Consider the following 20,965-nt stretch of genomic DNA (forward strand, 5'->3'; position numbering starts at 1 on the left):
AAGGGTGGCCGTGATGGCCACCGCAGGCATTAGAAAATATTGATATCGGCAACCGAAGGGAAGATATAGCTCGGGCGGAACGGCATGGTTTCTACATCGTTCAGCGTTGAGACACCAGACAGTACCAATACGGTCTCCAGACCGGCCTGGAAGCCCGCCAGGATATCAGTGCGCAGGTTATCACCGACGATCACCGTTTCTTCTGAGTGCCCCTGCATTTTGTTCAGCGCAGCGCGGATGATCCATGGGCTTGGCTTGCCCACGTAAAACGGCTTGCGGCCGGTGATCTTTTCGATCGGGGCACACAGCGCGCCACAGGCCGGGACAAAACCATGGCCGTGGGTATCCGGGTTGGTGGCAATAAAGCGCGCGCCGTTGTTCACGAAGTAGGCGGCCTTGTGCATCATGTCCCAGTTGTAGGAGCGGGTTTCGCCGACAATCACGAAGTCCGGGTTGATATCGGTAATGGTGAAACCGGCTTTATACAGCTCGTGAATCAGTGCACCTTCGCCGACCACATAGGCTTTTTTACCTTCCTGACGGCGCAGGAAATCGGCGGTGGCCATGGCAGAGGTATAAAACGCGCTTTCCGGCACTTCGAGCCCGGCAGCGGAGAAGCGGTTCGCCAGATCCTGCGCAGTCTGCGACGGATAGTTGGTCAGCACCACCAGCGGCATGCCCTGTTCCTGAATGCGTGCCAGGAAAAGATCGGCGCCGGGAACCGGCGTGTTGTCATGCAGCAGCACGCCGTCGATATCACATATAACGTTTTTGATTGTCATTGTTGCTGTTTCTCATGATTTGCGGCAGGCAAAACGCGAAGATAGCACACCTGCCTGAAGCGGCGGATCAGCTTTCCAGCAATCGCTGTAATAGCACGCCGTTGAGCATCGCCCGCTTGGCCAGGGCGAAAGCGCCGATCGCCGAGCGATGATTGAGTTCGGAGGTGACCACCGGCAGATTTTTGCGGAAGTCTTTCAACACCTGGGTATTGATGCAGCTTTGGATTGCCGGCAGCAGTACTTTTTCTGCCTCGGTAATTTCACCGGCGATCACCACTTTCTGCGGATTAAACAGGTTGATGGCGATAGCCACCGCCTTGCCCAGGTAGCGGCCAACGTGTTCGATCACTTCGCTGGCCAGCAGGTCGCCGCGGTTGGCGGCTTTGCAGATGGCAGCGATGCTGCAATCGTCGAGGGTCAGCTTGCTGGGATAGCCCTGGGTCAGTAACTGGCGCACGCGGTGTTCAATCGCAGCGTTGGCGGCGACGGTTTCCAGGCAGCCGAAGTTGCCGCAGTGGCAGCGCTCGCCCAGCGGGTCGATCTGAATATGACCGATTTCACCGACGTTGCCGTTGTTGCCGAGGAAAATCTGGCCGTTAACGATAATACCGGCACCGGTGCCGCGGTGCAGACGCACCAGAATAGAATCTTCGCAGTCGCGGGTGGCGCCAAAATAATGCTCTGCCAGCGCCAGGCTGCGAATATCGTGGCCGACAAAGCTGGTGACGTTAAAACGCTGCTGCAGGTTGTCTACCAGCGCCCAGTTGTTGACGCTGATATGGGGCATATAACGCACTACACCCAGCGCCGGGTCAACCAGACCGGGCAGGATCACCGAGATGGCGATCAACTCACGCAGCTTGCGCTGATAGTTTTCGATAAATTGGGCAATGGCGATAAACAACGCGTTTTCCAGTGTTTCCTGGGTGCGTTCCGGCAGCGGGTAGTGTTCTTCACCGAGCGATTTGCCGCTCATGTCGTACAGGGTGATGGTAGCGTCGTGCCGACCGAGGCGCACGGCCACGGTGTGGAAATTCCGGGTTTCGGAGACAATGGAAATGGCGCGGCGGCCGCCGGTAGAGGCTTGCTGATCGACTTCTTTGATCAACCCGCGCTCCAACAGCTGGCGAGTAATTTTAGTGACGCTGGCGGGTGCTAGCTGGCTCAGTTCGGCAATTTGAATGCGCGAGATCGGCCCTTGTTGGTCGATCAGACGGTAAACCGCCGCGCCGTTGAGTTGCTTGACTAAGTCAACGTTCCCTATCTGTGCCTGTCCGCCAGTACTCATCAATAATTTTACTCGCTATTCATTAAATTAAACCTCGTTACCGTTAACGAGCGTCTTGGTGATATTAAAATCACGGGTAAATGCGGTCAGGTTCGCCACTTTACCGGCTTCGATAGTGCCTAAACGGTGGTCCACGCCGATAGCGCGCGCCGGATACAGCGTTGCCATGCGCAGTGCTTCGTCCAACGCAATACCGACGTGCTCAACGCTGTTTTTTAACGCGTCAATCATGGTCAGCGCTGAGCCGCTCAGGGTGCCGTTTTCGTCCACGCACAGCCCATCACGATAGTATATTGTTTTACCGGCAAAAATAAATTGGTCGATATCGGCACCTGCCGGCGCGGTGGCGTCGGTGACCAGCACCAATTTATCACCTTTCATGCGCTTGGCGTTACGGATACTCGCCCAGGCCACGTGATGGCCGTCGGCGATAATGCCGGTATAGACCTCAGGTGTGTCGAAAATCGCCCCCATCAGCCCCGGTTCACGCCCGGTGATATATGGCATGGCGTTGTACAGGTGAGTGGCGAAGGTGATACCGGCGGCAAAACCGATACGGGCCTGATCGTAAGTCGCATTCGAGTGCCCGGCGGACACCACAATGCCGGCCTCGGTCAATTGCTTGATAAAGTGGGGCTCCACCATTTCCGGCGCCAGCGTGACCTTGGTGATCACATCGGCATTGGCGCACAGATAGTCGATCATCTCGCTGGTCGGTTTGCGGATAAACGCCGGGTTATGGGTGCCTTTCTTCAGTGGGCTGAGGTACGGCCCTTCCAGATGCAGGCCAAGCGCCTGATTGGGGTGTTTTTTCAGATAAGCGCGCATCACTTCGATGCTGTGCTTCATAAATTCGTCGCTGCTGGTGATCAGCGTCGGCAGATAGCTGGTACAGCCGGATTTTTCGTTGGCGCGCTGCATGATCTCCAGCGTCTGTTCCGAAATGGCTTCCAGCGAATCGTTAAATTGCACGCCGCCACAGCCGTTAAGCTGCACGTCGATCAAACCGGGGGCCAGGATAGCGCCACCCAGATCGCGCGTTTCAATGCCGGCCGGCAGGTCAGCCAGCGGGCAGACTCGTTCAATCAGCCCATCAGCGATAACAACTGCATGGTCGTCAAGTACGTCGTGGCCGGTATAAATACGGCCGTGGGTTAAAGCGAACATCGTAGCCCCCTGCAAGAATTAAAGACTCTTAACGCTTTCCGCTTCTAACTCGCGGAAATATTTAACGGTTTTGACTTTCAGTTCCATGGTGGATGGCTCATCGCACACCACAACGGCCTTGGCATGCAACTGCAGGCAACTGATGGTCCACATGTGGTTGATGTTGCCTTCCACTGCGGCTTCCAGCGCCTGTGCCTTGGCGTGGCCGGTCACCAGAATCATCACTTCTTCTGCGTCGAGCAGCGTACCTACACCGACGGTCAGGGCAAACTTGGGTACCAGGCTGACATCACCGCCGAAGAAGCGGGAGTTGGCGATACGGGTATCTTCAGTCAAGGTTTTGATGCGAGTCCGAGAGGCCAAAGATGAAGCCGGTTCGTTAAACGCGATATGACCGTCGATGCCAACGCCACCCATAAACAGGTTGATCTTGCCGTAGGATTTGATTTTCGCTTCGTACTGGCGGCACTCGGCGTCAACGTCCGGCGCATTACCATTCAGCAGGTTGATATTTTCACTTGGGATATCAACGTGATCAAAGAAATTACGGTACATGAAGGTATGATAGCTTTCCGGGTGTTCCTGCGGCAGGCCAACGTATTCATCCATGTTGAAAGTCACCACATGCTTAAAGCTTACTTCACCTGCTTTGTGCATCGCAATCAGATGTTTGTAGGCTTCCAGTGGAGTCCCGCCGGTGGGCAGGCCGAGAACAAACGGACGCTCCGCAGTAGGCTTGAATGCGTTGATGCGCTGGACGATATGGCGGGCGGCCCATTTGCCGACTTGTGCAGTATCTTTCAGTGGGATAAGTCTCATCTAACACCTCTTGGGGTAAGTAAACTAAAGCTATACTGGTTCGAGCCTGAACGAGAGCCTTAAGCGTAACCCAGCTTTATGATTCTCACGTGATGCGTCAGGTCCGATGATTTTTTTAATGATAAAATAAGTTTTGTGTGATGGCTAGCAATGTGGCAGCTTAAGACTGCTTTTTGGTGATATAAATCACAAAAAAGGAGGTTTTAATTTGCGATACGAAATAATTTTTTTACACTCCACGTGTTGTCGTTCGTCCAGAGTTAATCGCAGTGTGTGATGGCGCTTGCGTAAAATATGATAAAGCCCATAAAAGGGCATTAGGGGGAATACTAAGGTGAACATACTCGGCTTTTTCCAAAGATTGGGCAGGTCGTTGCAACTGCCAATCGCAGTACTGCCCGTTGCGGCGCTTTTGCTACGCTTCGGCCAGCCTGACTTACTCAATATTTCGTTTATCGCACAGGCCGGTGGATCAATCTTCGATAACCTGGCGTTAATCTTTGCTATCGGTGTGGCGGCAACCTGGTCGAAAGACAATGCCGGTTCGGCCGCATTGGCAGGCGCGGTGGGTTACTTCATTCTGACCAAAGCAATGGTCACCATTAACCCGGCGATCAATATGGGCGTGTTGGCGGGTATCATTACCGGCCTGGTGGGCGGTGCGGTCTATAACCGTTGGTCCGGCATCAAACTGCCCGAGTTCCTCTCCTTCTTCGGCGGTAAGCGTTTTGTCCCTATCGCTACCGGCTTTTTCTGTTTAATCCTGGCCGCCGTCTTTGGTTATATCTGGCCGCCGGTGCAGAATGCTATTCATGCAGGCGGTGAATGGATTGTGTCCATGGGCGCTATCGGTTCCGGTATTTTCGGTTTCGTTAACCGTCTGCTGATCCCAACCGGCTTGCATCAGGTGCTGAACACCATTGCCTGGTTCCAGATTGGTGAGTTCACCAACGCTGCCGGTACCATCTTCCACGGCGACATCAACCGCTTCTACGCGGGTGACGGCACTGCCGGGATGTTCATGTCCGGCTTCTTCCCGATCATGATGTTTGGTCTGCCGGGTGCGGCACTGGCCATGTATTTCGCTGCGCCGAAAGAACGTCGCCCAATGGTTGGCGGTATGCTGCTGTCCGTTGCCCTGACGGCTTTCCTGACCGGTGTGACCGAGCCGCTTGAATTCCTGTTCATGTTCCTGGCTCCGCTGCTGTATCTGGTCCATGCCATTTTGACCGGTATCAGCCTGTTTGTAGCCACCTTGCTGGGCATTCACGCCGGGTTCTCGTTCTCTGCGGGGGCCATCGACTATGTGTTGATGTACAACTTGCCGGCCGCCAGCAAGAACGTCTGGATGCTGGTCCTGATGGGCCTGGTCGCCTTTGCGGTGTACTTCGTGCTGTTCTCGGTCATTATTCGTGCCTTCAACCTGAAAACGCCGGGCCGTGAAGATGCGTCTGACGATGTTGTCGCGCCTGAAGCCAACAGCAATACCGATGAAGGCCTGCGCGCACTGTCTCGCAGCTATATTGGTGCCATCGGCGGTTCTGACAACCTGACCGGCATTGATGCCTGTATCACCCGTTTACGTCTGACGGTTAAAGACTCTTCCAAAGTGCTCGATGCCAGCTGTAAGCGCCTGGGTGCTTCCGGCGTAGTGAAACTGAACAAACAAACCGTTCAGGTGATTGTGGGTTCTAAAGCCGAAGCCATTGCCGACGGTATGCGTGCGGTGATTGCGACCGGCCCGGTTCCTGCGGCAGAAGTGGCGCCGGCAGCCGGCGTGAGCGCAGTAAAATCGCAGGCCGTGCCTAATGCGCCGAAGGTCGCCTTCGAGTCGCTGGTGGCCCCGGTCACCGGTGAAGTGGTGGCGTTGGAACAGGTTCCTGACGAAGCCTTTGCCAGCAAAGCGGTGGGTGATGGTCTGGCGATCCGCCCGACCGACAAAATCGTGGTAGCACCGGCAGACGGCACCATCGTGAAAATCTTCAACACCAACCACGCGTTCTGTCTGGAAACCGACAAGGGCGCGGAAATTGTGGTGCACATGGGGATCGACACCGTTGCGTTGAACGGTCAGGGCTTCAAGCGTCTGGTTGAAGAGGGTGCTGAGGTGAAAGCCGGCCAGCCGATCCTTGAACTGGATCTGGAGTTCCTGAACGCCAATGCCCGCTCGATGATCAGCCCGGTAGTGGTCAGTAACTCTGACGATTACGCCGGTCTGACGGCGCTGGCCACCGGTTCTGTGGTTGCCGGCCAGACCAAATTGTTTGAGATCCAGAAATAAACTGTTTTACCTGAGTAGTACCCGGGGTGTTTAACGAGTCATGACGGAACGCACCCTACCTTTGGCGGGAAGAGAGTAATCTCTTCCCGCTTTTTTATGGGCAAAGTTTGCCCCCTCATGGTGCTGCGATCTCTTGCGGTGCAACGTTGCGCATTTTTCGTGAAACAAACGGTTGTTTCCGGGCGTGGCTTGTTGGATCATAGGCGGTTATGTGTAGCGCTTTGCATTGAGGAATAATGAAATGAGTGAGGCTGAAGCCCGCCCAACCAATTTTATCCGTCAGATCGTCGATGAAGATCTGGCGTCCGGGAAACACACGTCAGTCCATACCCGTTTCCCGCCGGAGCCAAATGGCTATCTGCATATCGGCCATGCTAAATCCATCTGTCTGAATTTCGGCATCGCTCGCGATTACCAGGGGCAATGTAACCTGCGTTTTGATGACACCAACCCGGTGAAAGAAGACATCGAGTTCGTTGAGTCGATCAAACACGACGTGGAGTGGCTGGGCTTTGAGTGGAGCGGCAACGTCCGTTACTCCTCAGATTACTTCGATCAACTGCACAACTATGCGGTGGAGCTGATCAACAAAGGCCTGGCCTACGTCGACGAGCTGTCGCCTGAGCAGATCCGTGAATATCGCGGCAGCCTGACGGCTCCGGGCAAAGACAGCCCGTACCGTGGTCGTAGCGTGGAAGAGAACCTGGCGCTGTTTGAGAAAATGCGCAACGGCGAATTCGCCGAAGGTACCGCTTGCCTGCGTGCCAAAATTGACATGGCTTCATCCTTTATCGTGATGCGCGATCCGGTGCTGTACCGTATCAAATTCGCTGAACACCATCAGACCGGCAACAAGTGGTGCATCTACCCGATGTACGATTTCACCCACTGCATTTCCGATGCGCTGGAAGGGATCACCCATTCGCTGTGTACGCTGGAGTTCCAGGACAACCGCCGTCTGTATGACTGGGTGCTGGATAACATCACCATCCCTTGTCATCCGCGTCAGTACGAGTTCTCGCGCCTGAATCTCGAGTACGCCATCATGTCGAAGCGCAAGCTGAACCAGTTGGTGACCGAGAACATCGTTGAAGGCTGGGATGACCCGCGTATGCCGACCGTCTCCGGTCTGCGTCGCCGTGGCTATACCGCAGCATCCATCCGCGAGTTCTGCCAGCGTATCGGCGTGACCAAGCAGGATAACAACGTCGAAATGATGGCGCTTGAGGCCTGTATTCGTGAGGATCTGAACGAGAACGCACCGCGTGCGATGGCCGTGCTGGATCCGGTGAAGGTGATCATCGAAAACCTGACCACCGGCGTGGAAATGGTGACCATGCCTAACCACCCGAACAAGCCGGAAATGGGCAGCCGCGAAGTGCCGTTCAGCCGTGAGATTTATATCGATCGCGCCGACTTCCGTGAAGAAGCAAACAAGCAGTACAAGCGTCTGGTTCTGGGCAAAGAAGTTCGCCTGCGCAATGCTTACGTGATCAAGGCGGAACGCATTGAGAAAGATGCTGAAGGTGAAATCACCACTATCTTCTGCAGCTACGATCCAGAAACGTTGAGCAAGGATCCTGCCGATGGCCGTAAGGTTAAGGGCGTGATCCACTGGGTTTCTGTCGAGCACGCGTTACCGGCTGAAATCCGCCTGTACGATCGCCTGTTCAGCGTACCAAACCCAGCGGCGGCAGAGGATTTCCTCACCACCATCAACCCGGAATCGCTGGTGGTCAAGCACGGCTTTGTGGAGCCAAGCCTGGCAGTTGCACAGCCGGAAAAAGCCTACCAGTTCGAACGTGAAGGCTATTTCTGTGCTGACAGCCGTGGCTCTTCCGCTGAGCACCTGGTGTTTAACCGCACCGTGGGCCTGCGTGATACCTGGGCTAAAATTGGCGCCTGAGTGCTGATCGTTAGCTAACGCGATAAAGCGCAACTTCGGTTGCGTTGAGTTTGATGACAAAGTTGTCTTTGAACTCGAGATACCCGGGCCTAGCGCACCGAGGGGCGCTCCGGCGGGCAAGCCGCTACGACCCCTTCGGCACGCTCTCCCTAATAACGGGCTTTGTCAGCCGTCTGAGCGCAACTTTGGTTGCGCTTTTTTATGCCTGCCAGCCCCATTTTCTCCCCCCGTTAAAGCGTTTAATTCCTCAATCTATTTTTAAATTTTAATCAGGCGGTTGTACCAGCAATTTCTTGATAAAAATCAGCAGTCATATAACATCACCTTATATATTCGCGATGCGAATTAATGTCATTTAGAGAGCGCTCTCATATTTTTTCTTCTGACTGACTTTTTTGATTAAGCTGAAACCATTAATCGTCTCTGATTGACCTTATATCAATAATTATTCTGATTTTATTGAATTTTTTATTCGACAGCCTCTTTGCATAGCCACGTAACATAATCTCATCGATATGTGCTCTTTGTCATACTTTGACAAATCTCTCTCATAATTCATTTGATAATTCGCGTCGCGAAAAATAGTCTGTCTGTAGCAATAAGTGCTGTGGGGTTTGAGCCTGTCAGCAATATTTTTTTACCCGATTGGGTTTTTTATTAGCGGTCGTGCAGGGCAGTGGTGAACACGGGCGACTGCAACTTTTAAAGTTAAGTCAAAGAGGAATTTCATTATGGGTACGCACGGTGCTCAGCGTAAAACGCTGGCGCTCGCAGTCGCGGGTGCGCTGTTGGGAACAGGGTTTGCCATGGCCCCTGAGGCGAAAGCCGCAGGATTTATCGATGATTCCACGATGACCGGCGGTGTGTATTACTGGCAGCGTGAGCGTGACCGTAAAGATCTCAATCCGACCAGTGACGATTACAATGAATACACGACCAACCTGTCGCACTCGACCGCCAACCTGAGCCTGGATTTTGCTTCGGGCTATGCCTGGGACATGTTTGGTGTGGACGTCGGAGCCTTTACCGCCATTGAGCTGGCCGAGTCCAGCGCCAGCGGCCACCCGAATGAAATTGCGTTCTCTTCCAAAAACCGTACCTATGATGAAGACTATTCTGGCGATAAAGGCGGCATCAGCCTGTACAAAGCCGCGGCTAAATTCAAGTATGGCCCTGTCTGGGCGCGCGGCGGTTATATCCAGCCAAGCGGACAAACCCTGCTTGCACCACACTGGAGCTTTATGCCCGGTACCTATCAAGGTGCAGAGGCCGGAGCCAAGTTTGACTACGGTGATGCCGGTGAGTTGAGCTTCTCCTACATGTGGACCAATAAGTACAAAGCACCATGGCATATCGAGATGGACGACTTCCGCCAGAACGACAAAAAAACCGGCGTCTCCTATCTTCACTCTCTGGGTGCCAAGTATGACTTCAAAAATGATTTGGTACTGGAAGCGGCTTTCGGCCAGGCCCAGGGCTATGTGAATCAATACTTCACCAAGGCGTCTTACAAGTTTGATCTGGTAGGCAATCCACTGACCACCAGTTATCAGTTCTACGGCACTGAAGACCGCATCAGCGACAAGAACGACCCCAACAGCATTTACGACGGCCTGGCCTGGCTGCAGGCGCTGACCTTTGGCTACACCACCGGCCAGTTCAACTGGCGTCTGGAAGGCACCATGGTCAAGGCCGAGGGTAACCAGGGCTACTTCCTGCAACGCATGACCCCAACCTACGCCTCTTCCAACGGTCGCCTCGACGTCTGGTGGGACAACCGTTCCGACTTCAACGCCAACGGCGAAAAAGCGGTTTACGCCGGGGTGATGTATGACCTGAGCAACTGGAACCTGCCAGGCATGGCGGTTGGCGGTTCTTACGTTTACGCTTGGGACGCCAAGCCGAGCACCAACCCGATGTATGACCAGAGCCAGCGCCTGAAAGAGAGCGCCTGGAGCCTGGACGCGTTGTACACCATTCAGGAAGGCCGCGCGAAAGGCACATTGCTGAAACTGCACTACACCCAGTATGACAACCACACCAACATCCCAAGCTGGGGCGGTGGTTACGGCAACATCTTCCAGGATGAGAAAGACGTCAAGTTTATGGTTATCGCGCCATTCACCATCTTCTGATGCGTTCCCCGGTGGTAACGCCGGGGACACTTAACGGGAAAATAATGATGAAAAAAATCATGCTGATGTTAGCCGCGGTAGTCACGCTGAGTGCCTGTGTGCAGCCCGCCGCACCGCCGGAAGATGCCAAACTGAAACAGGCCTACAGCGCCTGCATTAATACCGCAGAAGGTTCACCGGAAAAATTGCAATCGTGCCAGGCGGTACTGAACGTGCTGAAACAAGAGAAGCAGCACCAGCAGTTCGCCGAGAAAGAAACGGTGCGAGTGATGGATTATCAGAACTGTATTCAGGCAGTTCACAGCGGTAACGGCCAGGCCTACGACGCCAAGTGTGGCCAGATTTGGAAAGAGATCCACGATAACAATAATTAAGGATGATGCTAAAAATGAACAAATTCAAATTGAGTACGCTTGCTGCATTAACGGCAACCGTTGGATTATTTGGCAGCGTGGGGAATGCGTTGGCCAATCAGCCGCTGGTGGATCAACTGAGCCAGCTAAAATTGAATTTGAAAATGGTTGATAACCGGGCCGCCGACAGCGGCCTGGATTGCGGTAAATTGGGTGCCGACTGGGCAGCCTGCAACAAGGTATTGATCAGCCTGACCAACGATCATCAGGAGATTAAAGGTCACGACTGGGCGATTTACTTCCACAGCGCCCGTCAAACCATGAGAGTGGATAATGATCAGTTCAAAATAGCTCACCTGACAGGCGACCTGTACAAACTGGAGCCGACCGATAAATTTACCGGCTTCTCGGCTGGTCAAACGGTTGAAATCCCGATCATTGCCGAATATTGGCAGCTGTTTAAAACCGACTTTGTCCCCCGTTGGTACGCCGCTTCGGGCGATGCCAAGCCAAAAATTCTGGTCAACACCGATACCGAAGATTTGAACCAGTTTGTGACGCCCTTTACCGGCGACCAGTGGAAGCGCATCAAGGATGATAACAACATCCTGATGACGCCGGCTTCCCGCTTTACCAAAAACGCCGAGTTGAAAACCTTGCCTGCAGCCTCGCTGCGCGGCCAGATTGTACCGACGCCACTGCAAGTGAAAGTGCATCCGCAAGATGTGGATCTGAGCAACGGCGTTGCGCTGGAACTGAGCGCGTTGTCCAAACCGGCGGCGGACGCGGCGACCCAACGTTTCGCACTGTTGGGCGTAAGCCATAACGCGGCGGGCTACCCTGTCAAAACCGATATTCAGTCGGGTAAATTCAAAGGTGAGCTGGCGGTGCCGGGAGCCTATGAGTTGAAGATTGGCAATAAAGAAACGCGGGTGATTGGCTTCGATCAGGCCGGGGTGTTCTATGGCCTGCAGTCCATTCTGTCGCTGGTACCTACCGACGGCAGCGCTAAAATCGCTACCCTCGACGCCAAAGATGCACCACGTTTCCAGTATCGCGGCATCTTCCTCGACGTGGCGCGTAACTTCCATCATAAAGATGCGGTACTGCGCCTGCTTGACCAAATGGCGGCTTACAAGCTCAATAAATTCCACTTCCATCTGAGTGACGACGAAGGTTGGCGTATTGCCATTCCAGGCCTGCCTGAACTGACTGAAGTCGGGGGCCAGCGTTGCCACGATCTGAGCGAAACCACCTGCCTGTTGCCACAGTACGGACAGGGGCCAGAGGTGTATGGCGGGTTCTTCTCGCGTCAGGATTACATCGAGATCATTAAATACGCTCAGGCGCGCCAGATTGAAGTGATCCCGGAAATCGATATGCCGGCACATGCCCGCGCTGCCGTGGTCTCGATGGAGGCGCGTTATAAAAAGCTGCATGCCGCCGGTAAAGAGCAGCAGGCCAATGAATTCCGCCTGGTGGATCCGACCGATACCTCCAATACCACCTCGGTGCAGTACTTCAATCGACAAAGCTACCTTAACCCATGCCTGGATTCGTCCAAGCGCTTTGTTGACAAGGTGATCGGCGAAATTGCCCAGATGCACAAAGAGGCCGGGCAACCGTTGCGCACCTGGCACTTTGGCGGTGACGAAGCGAAAAACATTCGTTTGGGCGCCGGCTATACCGATCAGGCCAAGCCCGAAGCAGGCAAAGGCATCATCGATCAGAGCAAAGAAGACAAGCCATGGGCGAAATCCCAGGTCTGTCAAAAGATGATCAAAGACGGCAAAGTCGCCGATATGGAACATCTGCCAAGCTACTTTGGCGTAGAAGTCAGTCAACTGGTGAAAGCGCATGGCATCGACAGAATGCAGGCCTGGCAGGATGGCCTGAAAGATGCGAAAAACGCCAAGGCCTTCGCCACTCAACGGGTTGGGGTTAACTTCTGGGATACGCTGTATTGGGGCGGTTTTGACAGCGCCAACGATTGGGCGAACAAAGGTTACGAAGTGATCCTCTCCAACCCAGATTACGTCTATATGGACTTCCCGTATGAGGTGAACCCGGACGAGCGCGGTTACTACTGGGGCACCCGTTTCAGCGACGAACAGAAGATGTTCAGCTTCGCCCCGAACAACCTGCCGCAGAATGCCGAAACCTCGGTGGATCGCGATGGCAATCACTTTACTGCCAAGAGCGACAAGCCGTGGCCGGGTGCTTACGGTATCTCCGCCCAGATGTGGAGTGAAACTCAGCGCACTGACGATCAAATGGAGTACATGATCTTCCCGCGTTCCTTGTCAGTGGCTGAGCGCGCATGGCATCGGGCGGATTGGGAGCAGGATTATAAGGTGGGTCGGGAATATAAAGGTGGCGAAACCCACTTTATCGACAGCCAAAAACTGGATCGGGACTGGCTGCGTTTTGCCAATATCCTCGGCCAGCGAGAGTTGGCGAAACTGGACAAGGGCGGCGTGAGTTATCGGTTGCCAGTGCCGGGTGCCCGCGTGATGGGGGGCAAACTGGAGGCTAATATCTCGTTGCCGGGTCTGGGCATTGAGTATTCCACCGACGGTGGCAAGCAATGGCAGCGTTACGATGCCAAAGCCAAGCCTGGCGTCACCGGTGAGGTGCTGATCCGTGCGGTCAGCCCAGACGGCAAACGCTATAGCCGCGCCGAGAAAGTGTAATCCCTGAGCCACGGCCCGTCTGTTTGCAGGCGGGCCGTTATTGATGGTTAACAGCAGCGACCGACGGTAATCAGAGATGAATTCGATACGGCTGACCTTTATGGTCGTTGCTTTTTTTTCCGGGATTGCCGGGGCACTGCAAATACCGACCCTAAGCCTGTTCCTCACCACCGAGGTGCGGGTGTCGTCATTATGGGTCGGTTTTTTTTATGCGGTTAACGCCGGGGTCGGCATTATTGTCAGTTTTTTATTGGCGAAAAAATCAGATCGCCAGCGTGACCGGCGTTATTTGATTTTAATCTGTTATTTATTGGCGGCAGGGAACTGTCTGTTATTTGCTTTTAATCGCAATTACCTGACATTAATTACGGCGGGCGTGCTGTTAACCGCCATTGCCAATACGGCGATACCGCAATTATTCGCTCTGGCACGAGAGTACGGGGAGCGGTCATCGCAAAACGTCGCTATGTTCAGCGCCATCATGCGCGCCCAACTTTCTTTGGCCTGGGTTTTTGGTCCGCCGTTGGCTTTTATGCTGGTGGTGAATTATGGCTTCACGGCGATGTTTATTTTTGCCGCCGGCATATTTCTGCTGGTCACACTGCTGGCCTGGTGGATATTGCCCGAGGTCGCTCGCCCCGTGGTGGGCGATGACGTCGCCATACAGCAAAAAACAGTCTTCGATAAAGACATTAGCCTGCTGTTTTTCGCCTCGGTATTGATGTGGACCTGCAGCGCGATGTATCTGATTGATGTGCCGCTGTATATCACGGCCGAGCTGGGTTTGCCGCAAAGTCTGACCGGCTGGATGATGGGCATCGCCGCCGCAATCGAAATCCCCATCATGATCCTGGTGGGACGTTACGTAAACCGAGTGGGCAAGCGCCTGATGATGGCGGGGGCCATGGTGGCCGGCATCGTGTTTTATGCCGGGATGCTGTGGTTTACCTCGACTACCGGGTTACTGGCCTTGCAGCTGTTTAACGCCATTTTTATCGGCATTATTGCCACCGTCGGCATGCTGTATTTCCAGGATTTAATGCCGGAACGGGCGGGTATGGCCACCACGTTATTCACCAACAGCATTTCTACCGGCGTGATCCTGGCCGGAATATTACAAGGGATCCTGACCGAGTACGGGCCACATTCCTCCGTTTATCTGTTAGCCATATTACTGCTTTGTATTGCTTTACCTGTCGGTTTTAAGACCCGGGAAGTTTAGGTGGTTTCTGAGTGAGTCGTTTATTTTAAACACAAACAAGGATATATGATGGCTATATTGGTGACGGGCGGCGCCGGTTATATCGGCTCGCATACGGTGTTGGCGCTGTTGGAAAGGGGGGAGGAAGTTGTCGTACTGGACAACCTGTCCAATAGCTCGCCAGAGTCTTTGTTTCGGGTGGAGCGCTTGACCGGTAAAAAAGTGATTTTTTATCAGGGAGATATCCAGCAGCATCATTTGCTGGATCATATATTCCGCCAACATGATATTCATGCGGTTATTCATCTTGCGGGATTGAAGTCGGTCAGGGAATCTACCGAAGAACCGCTGAGGTATTATCAAAATAATATCTCCGGCTCATTGATCGTACTGGACAGAATGCGCCATGCCGGCGTTAAGCAATTTATTTTCAGCTCTTCGGCCACCGTCTATGGGCCGGCGGAATATACCCCACTGACGGAGAACTGTCGCGTTGGGCAGACCACCAACCCCTACGGAACCTCCAAACTGATTGTCGAGCAGATCCTGGCGGAGTTTGCCTCCACGGCACCGCAGATGGCGATTACCGCGCTGCGTTACTTTAATCCGGCCGGCGCGCATGAGTCTGGCTTGATTGGTGAGGATCCCGCCGGCATTCCCAATAATCTTCTGGCTTATCTGGCGCAGGTGGCTATTGGCAAACTCGCGGTGTTGCCGGTGTATGGCAACGACTATCCCACCAGCGATGGTACCGGGGTACGAGATTATATTCACGTGATGGACCTGGCCGAAGGGCATTTGAAGGCGCTGGATAACCTGCAGCCCGGTTTTAACGTCTATAACCTGGGCACCGGTAAAGGCTACTCGGTTCTGGAAATTATTCGGGCCTTTGAACGTGCCTGCGGGTTCAAAATCGCCTATCAATTTAACCCCCGACGAGCGGGAGATATAGCCGAGTGTTGGTCCGATCCGTCGCTGGCGGCAGAAAAACTGGGCTGGCAAGCCAAACGCAGTCTGGAAAAAATGGTGGGCGATGCCTGGTCCTGGCAGAGCAAAAATCCGCAAGGTTATGGCTCTTCGGTACCGCTGTCATCGATAAGGATGGCCTCCGATGAAGCTTAACGATGGGCATTTTGGCGCTCTGCGAGACGATCTGTTTCGAGCCGAATACGAGGCACGGATCCACGACCTGAAGTTTGAGTTCGTAAAATATCAGCGCCAGACTTCACCGGCGCTGCTGGAAAGCTATCAGCGTGGGGTCACTCAACTGCGCGAATGGCTGGCGGCACATGGGCATTTATTTGATGCCGCCCGCTGTTCTTCACTCTTTTGCGTTCCTACCCGCCCGCTGGCAGCGAGTGAAAAACGGCTGCACCGAATCTGGCTGGGGGGCGCTATCCCTGACGATGCCAGAGAGGTTATTTCCCAGTGGGGCGACGCGCAGCAGGCGGTGGCTAGCGCCGAGACGACTGACTGGGTCGGCATGTTGTGGGTTTGGGACGCGCAGCAACTGGCAAGGGATGCGTATTTCATCCCCGTACCTGTGAGAAAAGGCGGCTACCTGGGGGAGTATGATGCCGGTAATCATCGCCTGCAGGTGCATTCACTGAGCGAACTGGCGCAAAAAAGGGTCGGCGACAACCTGGGCTTTATCCATCAACTGCATGATAAGCGCTATTACGCCACGCTTTCCGACTATTTCCGCTTTCTGATTTTGATCGAGATGGGGGGGCTGTACATGGATATCGATACCATACCCCACCGATCGGCGACGCTGTTTTTGATCAAGCCTGAACTGCCAGATTATCTTCAGTTTCTGGCTGGGGGCGAGGTCAGCCACGTCAGCTGGCTGAATCTGTTTCTCGATGAAACCGGCATGATCATCAGCCGCAAGGGGGATATCTCGCTGTGCCAGATGCTGGCGGGGTTGGATCAGATCTATGCGGCGGAAAGTGGCGAAGTCCCGGATAAGAATTCGGTTTATGAACGGAAGCTGTTTGATCCCTTTTATCAGCTGTGGAGTCGCTATATAGGCTGTACGTTCCTCAGTCACGATCGCTTCTGCCGGGATTACGGTGTCCTGTATGACGCTGACCCGCAGGCGGTCACCTGCGGAGTCCGTGGCATGCGCCTGTTGGAGGATGTGATCACCGATGAACGGTTACCGCTGTCACAGGAAGAACAGCGCAGTTATCTGCAATGTGTCAGCCGTTTGGAGCAGGTGGATTGGCGGCTTGAACAACCCTTGGATCTGGCACGCCATGCGGAAATATTTACCGTCGATGAAGTGCCGCGTATGGCCTATCCAGCGCAGATCCGTTCCGATATCGACCATTACCACTATTATTCCGTGCTTTCCCATGACCGCCAGCTTGATCGGGTAAATCAACTGTTTGGAGAATACCTGATCGCCGATAACCGGCGGCAGATTACGGCGGGTAATTACTGGTGCCAGACCACAGGAGAGGGGGATGCGGTGTTGTCGGAGCCGGGGGGATCATTGCATTTTCTACCGGGGCGGCAGGCGAGTGAAACAGATAAAACCCGCATGGCGAAGCTGATTTTTAGTACCAGCTACCTGGAGTACTGTTCTGTTGGCAACCGGGCCGGGCTGGATCTGGTGTCGGTACAGCAGGCACAAAATATCGAGCCTTATCTGGATCTGATCACGGTGGCTTACGATCGGCGCGGGACGTTTGTCGGCTTTTTCAATGCGGCTACTGTCAGTGAGCTGTATGGCGTAAAAGCGGATTACCACTACCGCGATGAACTGAAGCCGCTGGATGAGGCTTACGATCACTTTGTGCAAAGCCTGTGCACTGAGGATGATTATTTTATCTGTAGCCTGGCGATTGAAAGTCAGTTTCGCGGGCAGGGGCATTTTAACCCGATGTTCGCCCTGATAAAGCAGCAGGCTGAACGGCACCAGGCGAAAAACATCGTGCTGTGTGTATGGCAAAGCAGTGAGGCCAGCCAAATTTATCTGAACAAAGGGTTCCGTGTCCGTGGTGTATTCGATCAGGCCTGGTCGTTGTTCTTTGACCGGCTGCTGTTTCTTGAGTATGAGCTGTGAAGAGTTTGCCCATCCGCGTGTCGGCGGGTGAGTTGACGGTGAAGTGAGTGTAAGTGGGAAGTGAGAGAGAAGTGCCGCTGCAATTGTCGTATTTCAAGCTGTGAACTTTCCCCGGACCTGTCCGGGGATTTTTTTATCCGCTCGTCGCAGGCATAAAAAAACCGCCGTTAAGGCGGTTCTTGATGCCGGTTAAGGGCATTATTTTTTGTCGTGCAGAGTGTCGTCTTCGCGGCAGTCACCAATTGCACAGTGGCCGTACAGGTACAGACTGTGATTGCTGAGCTTGATGCCGTGTTGTTTGGCGATATCACGCTGACGCGCTTCGATAGATTCATCGCTGAATTCGATCACTTTGCCGCAGTCCAGGCAAATCAGGTGATCGTGATGATGCTGCTGGGTCAGTTCGAACACGGACTTGCCGCCTTCGAAGTTGTGACGGGTCACGATACCGGCATCATCAAATTGGTTCAGTACGCGGTAAACTGTAGCCAGGCCAATTTCTTCGCCCATATCTATCAGTTTTTTGTACAGATCTTCCGCACTGACGTGATGGCATTCCGGATTTTGCAGTACTTCCAGGATTTTGAGTCGCGGAAGCGTGACTTTTAAGCCGGCCTTCTTCAATGCGGTGTTGTTGTCAGTCATGCGGATTCAGTCCTGTTACTATGCTAATCAAGTTGAGGCGTTCTCGCCTGTGGCATCGGTCGGCACAAAGAGTTAATTGCGTCTCATTATAGAACCGGTTGACCTAAATAGAAACCGCCGGTTGTTAACAAAGATATAATTGCACTATTGCATGTCACACACGCAACGTCTTGATGGGCGGGATAAACCGATAACTCAGTCTACCTTGACGATGTGGGAAGTTACAAATTTGTATCTTCGATTGCAGTAATCAGTACTGCCAATGATGGCCCTGCCGGCAACACTATGCACTCTGCAGGGCTTTTGTTCAACCTTTGGCGTTACCCGACAATTTCGGCCAGGCTCAGCTCTTCGACGATTTGTTTTACCCAGCCTTCAACACGTTCGTTGGTCAGCTCCGGTTGACGATCTTCGTCAATCGCCAGGCCGATGAAATGGCTGTCGCTTGCCAACCCTTTAGAGGCTTCGAAATGGTAGCCTTTGGTTGGCCAGTGGCCGACAATGGCGGCACCACGCGGTTCAATGATGTCGCGGATGGTACCCATCGCATCACAGAAATATTCTGCGTAGTCTTCCTGATCGCCACAGCCGAACAGCGCTACCAGCTTGCCGTTGAAGTCGATGTCTTCCAGCGTCGGGAAGAAATCATCCCAGTCACACTGGGCTTCGCCGTAGTACCAGGTTGGGATGCCGAGCAACAGGATATCGAAACCTTCCAGGTCTTCTTTGCTGCTTTTGGCGATGTCGTGAATTTCGCACACATCGTCGCCAAACTGTTGCTTAAGAATTTTCTGGATCATCTTGGCAATGTTTTCGGTATTGCCAGTGTCGCTGCCAAAGAAAATGCCTACATTAGCCATATCGCGTATAACCTTTAAATTCAATTAATTGCATTACACGATGTTAGCGCTGACCACGATAACACCGATTAAAATGATGCCATGACAAGGGATATCCCTCACCGGTAATTGCGTATCATGCCAGAAATTTACCCCGGGGTTTTATCGCGTTTATGCGATGCCGGGTGGAATAAAACGATGTTGATCGGGCGTCATCCTTAACGCCGGGCCGCATGTGCGGCTGCAATGATCAATGTTCTGGCTGGTCGTCCGCCAGTTGTGCCAACAGCATTTGCTCAATAAGCTCGCTGCGGCTGATATTCCGCTGTTCCGCCAGTTTGTTCAGGGCGTCCACCGCATCCGCGTTGATCTTCAGTTCTACACGCCGTAAGCCACGGACTTTATCGCGTCGAAGCTGATTACGCTTATTGATTCTAAGCTGTTCATCTCGGGATAGCGGGTTGGTTTTCGGGCGCCCCGGACGGCGTTCATCTGCGAACAGATCCAGCGTCGTGCGATCCGTTTGTTCTTTTGCCATAGGTAGCGGTACTGCAAGGGAGTTTGCATCTAAAAGCGCGTAGACGCTTCTGGATGGTTCGGTTAACACACTTCGGGCCAATAAACCCTAACCCAAATTTACCCCCAGCCTGGCGTTAATGAACACGCCCGGCACGGCGGCAAAATTATAGCGCGCCATATTACCCCAGCAGGTGGAGCAACGACAATGCTTAACTGAACTCAAAACGCGCTAAGCCGTTATCTTTAGCGCGTTTTTTCACCAGATGGCTATTTTCGGCGGAGTCTGCACTGTTATAAGGGCGCGTTCGGCTCAGGCTTCACCGAGAAAACGGTGAATAGCACGCAGCACCGCCTCTGGTTTTTCCGCATGCACCCAGTGTCCGGTACCGGCGACCACATGCGCGCGAGCCTGCGGGAACTGGCGGGCAATATCTGCGCGGTAGCTGTCTTGCACGTAGGGCGACAGCCCGCCACGGATGAATAATGTAGGATGCGGCCAGGCGGGAATTTCCTGCCAGCCGGTGATATTTTCGTATTGCTCGATCAATACCGGCAGGTTAAAGCGCCATTCGCCCTGGTGGAAGGATTTCAGCAGGAACTGGATCACCCCTTCCTCTTGCAGATAGTCGCGCATCAATTCCGCCGCCTGCTGGCGTTGGGTGATACCGGCCGCGCTTACGGCCTGTAAGGCGACAAATATTTCGTCGTGGCGGCGGGTCTGATAATCCACCGGCGCCACATCAATAATGATCAGTTTCTCCACGCGTTCAGGTGCGATTGCCGTTAGCGCCATCGCCGCTTTGCCACCCATCGAGTGGCCGATCACAATCACCTTGTCCAGCTGCAAATCATCCAGCAATGCCAGCAGATCCTTCGCCATCTCCGGGTAGGTCATCACCGCTGAGCGGGGCGACAGGCCGTGGTTACGCAGATCGACCTTAATCACGCTGTGTTGTTGGTTGAGATCGCGCGCCAGCACACCGAGATTGTCCAGATTGCCGAACAGTCCGTGGATCAGGATCACCGGCAGCGCGTCGGACTCGGTAGCCAGCAGTTGATAATGTAATTTCATGGCAAAGTTCATACTGAGAGAGATTCAGATTAGGGTATCATGATTGAAACTCACGATGAATAACGCGGATTTTTCATGGTAAGGTGCTGGGTTGGCAGGGCCGATGCCAAGCAGGCTTTAGGTAATTGTCTGCTTTTGCCGTGTTGAGGCACATTGTTATGTTCGCACCTGCGCTTTTAACCTTATAATCCC

At 53.7% G+C, this 20,965-nt stretch carries 16 protein-coding genes; 8 read left to right on the forward strand and 8 right to left on the reverse strand.

Annotated elements, in window-relative coordinates; all coding sequences use genetic code 11:
• Positions 1–29 precede the first annotated feature (29 nt).
• The 4 genes from NHG65_RS05965 to nagB form a co-directional block, all read right to left on the reverse strand.
• Positions 30–782, reverse strand: coding sequence for an HAD-IIA family hydrolase (locus tag NHG65_RS05965; RefSeq protein WP_085115591.1), 753 nt, complete (start codon positions 780–782; stop codon positions 30–32).
• 67 nt (positions 783–849) lie between these two features.
• Entirely contained in the window at positions 850–2,070 is a 1,221-nt protein-coding gene (nagC, locus tag NHG65_RS05970; protein ID WP_085115592.1) for a DNA-binding transcriptional regulator NagC, read from the reverse strand.
• Positions 2,071–2,097: 27 nt separating this feature from the next.
• Positions 2,098–3,237, reverse strand: coding sequence for an N-acetylglucosamine-6-phosphate deacetylase (gene nagA / locus NHG65_RS05975; protein WP_261415487.1), 1,140 nt, complete (start codon positions 3,235–3,237; stop codon positions 2,098–2,100).
• An 18-nt stretch (positions 3,238–3,255) separates the two neighbouring features.
• Positions 3,256–4,056 (reverse strand): glucosamine-6-phosphate deaminase, encoded by an 801-nt coding sequence (gene nagB / locus NHG65_RS05980; RefSeq protein ID WP_012005664.1) that lies wholly within the window; start codon positions 4,054–4,056, stop codon positions 3,256–3,258.
• A gap of 334 nt (positions 4,057–4,390) precedes the next feature.
• On the opposite strand from nagB, the gene nagE reads away from it, so the two are divergent.
• The 8 genes from nagE to NHG65_RS06020 all read left to right on the forward strand — a co-directional run bounded on the left by nagE (position 4,391) and on the right by NHG65_RS06020 (position 17,698).
• On the forward strand, positions 4,391–6,337 hold the full coding sequence (gene nagE, locus NHG65_RS05985) for a PTS N-acetyl glucosamine transporter subunit IIABC (RefSeq protein WP_207976137.1): 1,947 nt from the start codon (positions 4,391–4,393) through the stop codon (positions 6,335–6,337).
• A gap of 241 nt (positions 6,338–6,578) precedes the next feature.
• Positions 6,579–8,243 (forward strand): glutamine--tRNA ligase, encoded by a 1,665-nt coding sequence (glnS, locus tag NHG65_RS05990; RefSeq protein WP_219015588.1) that lies wholly within the window; start codon positions 6,579–6,581, stop codon positions 8,241–8,243.
• A gap of 731 nt (positions 8,244–8,974) precedes the next feature.
• Complete coding sequence (chiP, locus tag NHG65_RS05995; protein ID WP_499183041.1) at positions 8,975–10,378, forward strand: chitoporin ChiP; 1,404 nt, start codon at positions 8,975–8,977, stop codon at positions 10,376–10,378.
• A 47-nt stretch (positions 10,379–10,425) separates the two neighbouring features.
• Complete coding sequence (gene chiQ, locus NHG65_RS06000; RefSeq protein ID WP_207976134.1) at positions 10,426–10,752, forward strand: ChiQ/YbfN family lipoprotein; 327 nt, start codon at positions 10,426–10,428, stop codon at positions 10,750–10,752.
• A 14-nt stretch (positions 10,753–10,766) separates the two neighbouring features.
• Entirely contained in the window at positions 10,767–13,424 is a 2,658-nt protein-coding gene (locus NHG65_RS06005) for a beta-N-acetylhexosaminidase (protein ID WP_413502961.1), read from the forward strand.
• 76 nt (positions 13,425–13,500) lie between these two features.
• On the forward strand, positions 13,501–14,646 hold the full coding sequence (locus tag NHG65_RS06010; protein ID WP_099065040.1) for an MFS transporter: 1,146 nt from the start codon (positions 13,501–13,503) through the stop codon (positions 14,644–14,646).
• A 48-nt stretch (positions 14,647–14,694) separates the two neighbouring features.
• Positions 14,695–15,747 (forward strand): UDP-glucose 4-epimerase GalE, encoded by a 1,053-nt coding sequence (gene galE / locus NHG65_RS06015; protein ID WP_099065041.1) that lies wholly within the window; start codon positions 14,695–14,697, stop codon positions 15,745–15,747.
• Positions 15,737–17,698, forward strand: coding sequence for a glycosyltransferase (locus NHG65_RS06020; protein ID WP_499183042.1), 1,962 nt, complete (start codon positions 15,737–15,739; stop codon positions 17,696–17,698). Before galE ends, NHG65_RS06020 begins: the two co-directional genes overlap by 11 nt.
• A 198-nt stretch (positions 17,699–17,896) precedes the next feature.
• On the opposite strand, the gene fur is transcribed toward NHG65_RS06020, so the two are convergent.
• From fur to ybfF, 4 genes are all read right to left on the reverse strand, one after another.
• The gene (gene fur, locus NHG65_RS06025; RefSeq protein WP_085115541.1) at positions 17,897–18,343 is read right to left on the reverse strand and encodes a ferric iron uptake transcriptional regulator; all 447 of its coding nucleotides are present in this window, start codon (positions 18,341–18,343) and stop codon (positions 17,897–17,899) included.
• A gap of 320 nt (positions 18,344–18,663) precedes the next feature.
• Entirely contained in the window at positions 18,664–19,203 is a 540-nt protein-coding gene (gene fldA / locus NHG65_RS06030; protein WP_012005674.1) for a flavodoxin FldA, read from the reverse strand.
• A gap of 229 nt (positions 19,204–19,432) precedes the next feature.
• Positions 19,433–19,720: a LexA regulated protein gene (gene ybfE / locus NHG65_RS06035; protein WP_012005675.1), complete on the reverse strand. Its 288-nt coding sequence runs from the start codon at positions 19,718–19,720 to the stop codon at positions 19,433–19,435.
• A 291-nt stretch (positions 19,721–20,011) separates the two neighbouring features.
• Positions 20,012–20,785: an esterase gene (gene ybfF / locus NHG65_RS06040; RefSeq protein ID WP_099065111.1), complete on the reverse strand. Its 774-nt coding sequence runs from the start codon at positions 20,783–20,785 to the stop codon at positions 20,012–20,014.
• Positions 20,786–20,965 lie beyond the last annotated feature (180 nt).

The organism is Serratia myotis (assembly GCF_027474885.1).
Classification (GTDB): Bacteria; Pseudomonadota; Gammaproteobacteria; order Enterobacterales; family Enterobacteriaceae; genus Serratia; species Serratia proteamaculans.